Source organism: Terrimonas sp., from assembly GCF_003075435.1.
Taxonomy (GTDB): Bacteria; Bacteroidota; Bacteroidia; order Chitinophagales; family Chitinophagaceae; genus Agriterribacter.
Genome location: NZ_QCZJ01000037.1, coordinates 37742 through 44545, shown reverse-complemented (window position 1 = coordinate 44545; position 6804 = coordinate 37742). Strand labels below are relative to the sequence as shown.

3 protein-coding genes are annotated in these 6804 nt (G+C 42.0%); all 3 read right to left on the bottom strand.

The window, feature by feature from the left end:
• Nucleotides 1-1565, bottom strand: a 1565-nt coding sequence (locus tag DC498_RS23865) for a DUF6443 domain-containing protein (protein WP_240628087.1), incomplete at its 3' end; no start/stop codon positions are given.
• A gap of 18 nt (nt 1566-1583) precedes the next feature.
• The gene (locus tag DC498_RS23860; protein ID WP_116876639.1) at nt 1584-4922 is read right to left on the bottom strand and encodes a hypothetical protein; all 3339 of its coding nucleotides are present in this window, start codon (nt 4920-4922) and stop codon (nt 1584-1586) included.
• A gap of 29 nt (nt 4923-4951) precedes the next feature.
• A complete protein-coding gene (locus DC498_RS23855; protein ID WP_116876638.1) occupies nt 4952-6466 on the bottom strand; it encodes a coiled-coil domain-containing protein in 1515 nt (504 codons plus the stop codon).
• Nucleotides 6467-6804: the final 338 nt, after the last annotated feature.

Sequence of the window (6804 nt, the reverse complement as noted above, 5' to 3'; positions counted from 1 at the left end):
GTATAAATATAATTCTGGCTGCCCAGTATAAGCTCTCTGGTCCAGGTAACCATTCCTTTTGTCTGAAAAGATTGCACAGGCTCCTGGGCATAGTAAGGAGCAGTATTATAGGTGGTATAAATGTAATCGTCGGTTTTATAGGTAGCATCAAAATCTTTGGTAAGCCCGCCGGGTGATGGAATATTATCATAGTCGTCATAATGCCATTCAGCGATCTGGGACCAATGGACATTCAGTGGCGGCTGAGCGTCAAGGGGAAAAGGATAGGCTGTGCTGTTATAGGCATCGGCCAGGTTTTGCTTAAAGGTTTTGTTGTTCAGCGCATTTACATAAAAACCTCTTATCACCGGGCGATTCAGCTCATCATACAAAGTAGCGATCCAGTAGGTTACTTTACGTTGCTTGCCATCCTGGCTGAGCACCAGCCTGTCCCTGGCATCATATACCATGTACACTGCATCTGCCCTGGTGATACCTGGTGTTTTTTTCATGATCATGCGCCGGCGCTGGTCGTATTCGTAGCAATACATCCCCCTGTCCACGAGGTTTGCGGTTCCCATCATGTTCCAGTTGTAATATACCAGCTCTTTGGTTACCGCAGGGGGTACTACAGCTCTGAGGTTACCCAGGTCATCATAAATGTAATAGGTGCACAGCCAGCCGTAGTAATCTTTTCCATAACCCATATCTTCCACCCCGTTATTGAGCTGTACTTTCTTTAATATTACTTTGCCTTCTTTGTCTTTAAATTCTATTACCTGCTTATCGTTCTCATCAATGGTTATAGTCTTGTAAAGTGTGCCTGCGGGATACACACCGCTTTCCCCAAGTGTGTTATCTACGGCATAGCTACCCCAGTCGCCTACTTCGGCGCCATTGGTCACTTTCCATATTTTTACGTCGTCTGTGAGTGTATTTGCATAATACTTTATGCGCAGGTTTTTCTTCAACGCCTCTGTGCTGCCGCCTTCACTGCCTACCCAGCCTGCACCCGGAGCATAAGTATTGTCTACACGGTTCAGCGGCGATGGCTCGTAGTTGGTTTTGCTGTAGGCCCAGTTCTCTCCGTTGGTTCCTACATTGGTCTCGCCTGCCTGACCCGATAGCTCTGTATTATAAAACGCTACCTGCTGCTCAAATGGGTTGAGCTTGAACAACCCGTCGCTCTTTGTGGCATCGGTTGCTGTTGATGCAAAGGGTAGATATTTATACTGTTCCCTGCCGAACTCATCGTATATCACAGGGCTTATGAGGTCTGCCGCATTGGTTGAAGACAACAGGTCCGCAGGGTTGGTTACCAGCGATCCCTGCTTTACTACGGTTTGCAGGGGTCTGCCCAGCCCGTCGAAGTATTGGGTGGTTTGTTGTACATCGCGCAGTTCTCTTGTCGTTAATGTAATGGCGTTCTGCTCAGGCGCTTTAGCTTCCCATACCCGGATATAGTTGACAGTTGTGCTGCCGGGATATGCGGAGGGTAGTGGTTGCTGCGCCTGAACAGTAATGTGCAGGGCACAGATCAATAAACAGCTCAATAATTTTGCAGGTTGGTGTATTATATAAAACATATAGCAGTTATTGAGGGTTTATTGATTGTTGGATTGTTGGTATTGGTAATCCATGGTCTTCAGAACATTCCTGTCCTGGTCTCTTACCGTTTTTAGCCTGCCAAAACTGTCGTATTCATAATAAATGATCTTGTTATTGGCATCGCACTGGCTCGTCATGCCGATCAACGGTTCGTAAGTGTAGGTGGTCATCTGGGAAGTGGATGGATATAAGCGTACTTCATCTATACCACCTGTTCCAGTTATGGTGAGCGAAGAGGAAGTAGCTGTTACTGTATGCTCATGGTATGTCCAGCCGTTGATGGTTTTGCCCACCTCGTATTTTATCTGGGTGCCGCCGTTAGCTGTATACGGGCTGGTACTGTTCCTCCAATAGGATATGATATACGTTTTGCCGCTTGTAACAGTTTTACTTAAGGTTGCCGTTGAGGTGAGACTGTAATATTTTTTACCGGTTGGCGGAAATGGCGTTGTTGTTACTGTATTAATAACACCTGTGTAATTATTCCAGTTACCTTTACTATCAGCCTCGAAAGATGTATATGCAATGTCTCCCAAAGATGATCCTGTTACTTTTGCAACGGGATAAGTATTGGAATAATCCCAAATATAGCATTCTGAGATATTATCCTGCAATTGTTGCTCTACCAAATTTCCTTTGGTATCAAAGATTAAGCTTGCAACCTTAGTTTTATAATCCCCGGACTTATTAACAGAAGTAGTTGTAATTATTGTTGGCGTAAAGCTTCCCGGCAATGGAATTGGTTCCCAGTTATATACTTTATCCGGTAAAGGACTGTTTGATTTAAAAGCTGTTAAGTTTGCCGACGTTGTTCGAAGATTACTATTATTCGGGTTAGATCTCTGAGTATATTTCTCAACTACAGGATTTATGAGATGATTAGTTTGCAAAAGCTTTACACCCTGAGCAGTTGCATCAGTTACTGTTCCTGTCAGGGTATAATCAAGAGGATATTTTATATAGACAGACTCTTTCTCGCCTTTGCTGTTAGTAGTAACAACTCTTGTATTTTGAAGATGGGCGGCGTTATCAAAAAAGTATTCTGTTGTGGTCGTTACAGGATTAGCTCCACTTTGATCAAAAACCACGATGCTGTCTTTTGTCTTTTGAATTAATGCATGTGGTACATAGTATTTAGCATATATATAATCTGGCAGATTTGTCATCTTTTTCACTTTCACACCTGCAATAGTATCCAGAAATGTTCTCGTGTATTGATGTGTTTCCGATCTTAGCAAAATGTTATTTTGATTAAAGTCTTGTTTTGATTTCAACACCCCCCTTTTCCAATCGTTTGTGTAAAGAGGGAGTCCGGGATAATCAGTAAAACGGATTGAAGTGTAAAAATCTACACCGTCAGGGCCTAATTCTGGACTTGGCCAATCAGTAATGTATTGAGCACCGTACAACCCTCCAAGCTTAGGGCTCTCGGAAAGATTCTCATTATTTGTATAATCCGGGAATTCGCCCGCTTCAGCAAAAGTATACACACTATAGCCATTTCCCGTTTGAGCAACGGTAACGCTGGCGTATCCGAATTGTGTGCCATTGCCCAAAACCGCTTGAGGTAGAGCTCTGATTTTCAGGAAATTTGTTTTATTAGTTCCTCCTGGATTCGTAGTAGGTAATCCAAAATTCTGTAAAAAAGTATTACCTAAGGCCGGACCATTCTGGGTAAATAAAATACAATACTTTGTAAAATAATATTCTATTGGATTTATGGTGGCAATGCCCGGTCCATAAGCAAATTTTATCTGTGTTGGCAAGTCCGCATTACTATAATTTACAATATCCTTGATTCTTAAACCACCATAATAAAATACTCCACTATAATAGTTTGCCTCAAATGTATACTGAACCATACCTCCGGTAGGATATTTTATTAAATTTAATGTGCAGGCTTTCATTGCAGCCGTATCAGGGTTCCGATTTGCTCCATTAGAAAATGAGAATGTTTGACCCGCACAGTCTTCCGTCATAAAGTATTCATATATCAAGTCGGAACTTATATTGGAATTATTAACAGGCGGTGCCGGAAAAATATGACTATTTCCGCTTTTATTATAATATCCCCAGTGATCCTGTTCCGGTGATAGTCTGTAGGGTAATGTATAATTATCATCTGTAGCCGGGTTATTATCCCCCAAATAAAAAAATTGTGTAGCAGGTTTTTGGGTAATAAAATCTGTTGCAAATTCCACTATTGAGTCAAGCCTAAGCCGATAATTAAGATGAGCGTAATTTGCCGGAGATATACCATCATACTTTCTTAAATTATTGGCTTCAAAGTAACTTGTATAGAACTTAAATTTCTTTAAGGGAATACTATCTTTATTGAACATTCTTATTTCGTCCAACGCATAAGATGGTGAAGTGGTCCTATAATCTAGTCGCTGAGAAGTGCCACGAATAAATTCTATCCAGCCGTTTCTATTTGAAATTTTTTTTATAAAAATCTCATCCTGAGGAAGACTAAAGTCAGTTGTAACAGGCGTAGGGTAAAGTGCAATATCAATGGAACTTGCAACATATTCACTGGTATATCTTATACTTTGTGTAATGGAATTGGGTGTATAATATTCCAAATTAATTTCATTGCCATTAGCCGATGTGATTTTCGTCAGATGCCATGCAGTAGGATAATTTTGATTAAATTCTGCATACCATGCAGTTTCTATCGCCGCAAATTCATAGGTTGTTCCATTTTCATCTTTTATCACAAATGTGCTCTGATACGAACTAACATACAGCCAGTTGATCTCTAATGCTTCATTTTTATTTAGCATAGCTACACCATTCTCATTAAACCAGAATCTTCCGCTCCTGCCTTGAAAGTTAAAAAAGAATTCATCCGGTTCTCCATCCAAACTTCCTCCAGAGAGGGCATCTAATTCGGCCGAGGCAATGTAATCTGTCCTGTCTCCGGGTAAACTAAAAAAATTTAGTGAGCGACGAATGGGATAATGCTCGCCATTACTGAGCAGGTACTCTGGTCTACCGCGAACAACACGTGTAATTACTCCACCTGTATTCAGCGACCATCCAAGTCCGACCCATGAAGCTATTTCGTCTACCTTAACTCCCCCTCCATGATAAGATATATTTATATCAACCGATACATCATTTTGTGAAAGTGAGGTCAAAGGAATTGTAATATCTGGTACTCCTGAGTATGTTCCTACTGGTATTTCTCCATACTTGCCTAAAGAATAAGCATTGGCTGATGGTATTATAAATTGAGGTGTAGATACCTGACATTTTACAATTGTTACATTCAGGCAATAGAATGCTACAGCAAATGGTACCAAAAATCTGATAGCCAATTTTTTTTTCATATTCAAATTGAAGATTATAATTCGTTATTTTAAAATCCCCACCCTACTCTCCAAACAAAGGAAGGAGTATGGGGTATATTTTTATGATACATAAAGTCATACAAAAAGCTTGCTGTTCCCTCCACCTTCTTTCCCTTCTTCAAGGGTGAGTTCATGCTGTATTTTTTCGTCAACCCTGCAAGGGCGCTCTTTGTCCAGTTGCTGTAATTCTTAAATACGGCAAGGCTTTCAATCGTCCGGTTGTAGTTCAACTCCGCTCCCGCAGTGAACCACAGGCTTGCCATAAAACGGCTACCGGTCTTGAACAGATCAGGAGCTTTCCATTCCGCGCTCGTTCTAAATCCGATCCCTTCCGCAGATAGCCGTATCTCCTTCCAGCTTTTACCCCATCCGGCCCTCGCAGAGATCCCTATGCCCAGGCGCGTTTTATCATCCAATTTATAGGCAGCCGTCACCGCTACGTCCGTGGTAACCGGGAAATAATGGGTAGCCCTTTGAGTTTGGAAATTGGTTCCAAGCTCTATGCGCTTTAAAAATGGTTTTGTCTTTTGCTGGTTGGGCTTAAAATCAGGCATTGCCATATCACTGCTGCCGCCACCATTTATGCCCAACTGGTTCAGCTTGTCTTTCAGCTTGCTTAGCTCACCCTGCGCCTGCTGCATCTGCTGTTGCAGGTAAGCCGCGGGATTTGCATTGGTATTGCCTGTAGTTGGTAATGATAACTGCTGTTGCATCAACTGCTGCACATCCGCCCGGGTTTGCAAGCCTGAAAGGGCGGATGGTGTGCCGTAGCTCTCCGGTTGCGGAAACAGGGAAGCCAGCATACTGTAGCGGCTGAAAAATTTTGAAAATGTGGGTATTGTTTGCAGCGTGGAAAGGATCTTTCTTACCAGCTTATCCGGGTCGTTCAAAACTTCCCGGTAAGATTTAATTTGCTGCGAGTAATAAAAAACATCCTGTTGATACCTGCCAAAATATTTGCTTACACTTTTGGGCAGACCAGTGTATTGAGACAGGAGCTCTCTGATCTGCTGCTGCCTGCTTTGCAGGTAGCTTTGTATATCGCCTGCTTCTTTCAGCTTGTGTTGCAGCTGGTTTGCCTGGTTAAGCGAGTTGCCAAGCTTCCGGCGGATATCTTTGGTTTTGGAAACAATATTTGCGGCATCTTTTAAGAAGGCTAATGAGCCCTGCACCGAATCAAGACCTGCCATAAATTCCCCGGAAGTGAGCTTATCAAACTTGCCGGTAGCACCATTAAGCTTTTGAGAGAGGGATTCATATCTCTTTTTTACATCCCCGAATATTTCTGCGGCTTTGGAGGAATCTATTTTAGCAAGCTGTTTTTTCAGCTTTTGCTCCTGTTTGGAAAGGCTGTTTAAATACTTATCTGTTTGCCTGCTGAGCTGCCTGTCGAGGGAATTGATTTTATCATCAACACTGCTGATGTATTTACCTGGTATAGCTATGACGGAGTCGGCACTACGTTCCTGGGCATGTAATCCGTTCAGGATAGTTAGCAACAAAATAGTAAAATGGAACTTCATAGCAGCCAGGTGAAATAAGGATTACGTTTTTTTATACTGCACAAACGTAGAGAAAGAAATTGAATAAAAAACCATCATTAAAAAAAACCGTTTAAAGCGGTATTTACTACCGCTAAAAAACGGTACTCCCCTACCGTTAAAAAACGGATAAAAAAACCGTCTTTTATTTTTGGCCAGGTTATGATTTTTGGTTACCGCTAATTGGGAAATACGACTGCCGTTGCCGGTATAAAACAAACACTAAATGCTTAACTGGTGTCTTGCATCACAATCTTAGCAGCATTCATATAAACGGATGAGGCCGCGCTGCTATCGCCCGGGAAATTATTGCATAATAC